The sequence below is a fragment of the Campylobacter sp. MIT 97-5078 genome (assembly GCF_006864455.1).
In the GTDB taxonomy this organism is placed as follows: domain Bacteria; phylum Campylobacterota; class Campylobacteria; order Campylobacterales; family Campylobacteraceae; genus Campylobacter_D.
This window is the reverse complement of sequence record NZ_QHLK01000041.1, coordinates 1-1,195: the sequence shown is the minus strand read 5'-3', so window position 1 is coordinate 1,195 and position 1,195 is coordinate 1. Positions and strand designations below refer to the sequence as shown.

At 28.5% G+C, this 1,195-nt stretch carries 1 protein-coding gene and 1 pseudogene; both read right to left on the bottom strand.

Annotation, left to right across the window (positions count from 1 at the left end):
- Nucleotides 1-466 (bottom strand): annotated as a pseudogene (locus tag DMB91_RS08725) (hypothetical protein); the annotation flags it as partial.
- 83 nt (nucleotides 467-549) lie between these two features.
- Nucleotides 550-1,195: hypothetical protein (locus DMB91_RS08720; RefSeq protein ID WP_143116920.1), on the bottom strand; the 646-nt coding region annotated here is incomplete at its 5' end.

The following is a 1,195-nucleotide window of genomic DNA, read 5'->3' as shown; positions in this document are numbered from 1 at the left end:
TTGCCATTTCTTTTTTTATATTTTCTTCGTTTTGTTTTCTAAAATCCTCAGTATATTGAGTTTGCTTAGCTTGAAGCTCAAGCCATTTTTCTTTAAATTCATCTATACTCATACTTGTATGATAAATCTTTATATATTCTTTTTCAAAATCATCGTTAATCCATTGCATAGAAGCTAGATTCTCATTTTTCCATTTATCAAGGGTATTAATTTCTGCTTGGCTCATTTGACCTTTTGAAATTTGATCCTGTATCGAGCCTTTAAACACAGGTATATCTTTTTTTAAATTCTCATAATACTCTTTATAAATTTGAAAACTTTTATTTATGCTATCTATTATTACACCTTTATAAGTTATTTTATCATTAGGATTTTTTGGATTTGTTATAACAATATCTGGCGAATGTTTGCTTGTGCTTGGTATATTTAGACTTGAGTATAGATTTGAACTAATGGAATTTATCATTTTTTTGCCCTTTATTTTAGAAAAATCAAATTATTGACTAAATCGACAAAAATTAAAGAATAATTGCTATCAAGTGAAAATAATCATTTAGCATACCAACCGCCAAGAGCATATTCCATACTTTCTTTATAGTTGTCTCTCAATTCTTTAATAACAATATTGTTTGATAGGTTGATAGAATTTGTTTTATAAAATGTTTTCTTTGTATTATCATATATACCCACCCCATATGTAAAATAGACAAATTTCTTTCCAAGACTCGATACACCTATATTTCTTTTTACCGTATATCCTATAGAATATAAAACTGGATCTCCACCAGCTTGTATTATATCTTGAAGTCTTTTTTGATTTTGCCAATAAGGTTTTTTAGTGTCATTAAATAAAAAACAAGAAGTAACATTAATGCCACAAACACCACTTTTAGAACTATCAAAATTTCCATTAGAATCATAAATGATTTCATCACCTTTTAAATTTCCAAAATTATATCCAGCGGCATCTCCATTCATAGTTACTCTAGCTATAGCACAAACTTCATCAACACCATTGCTTGAAAATGTAACCAAATACCCACCCTTAACCTCTTTCATCTCATCAAGGCTAAGAACTTTAACACCTTTAGAGTTGTCACTTAAGGCACCTTGAGTAACTTTAGCTAAAAAATCATCTGCTAAAGCTGAACTTACAAACAAAGAACCTAATGCTACAAGGCTAAGAATTTTCTTT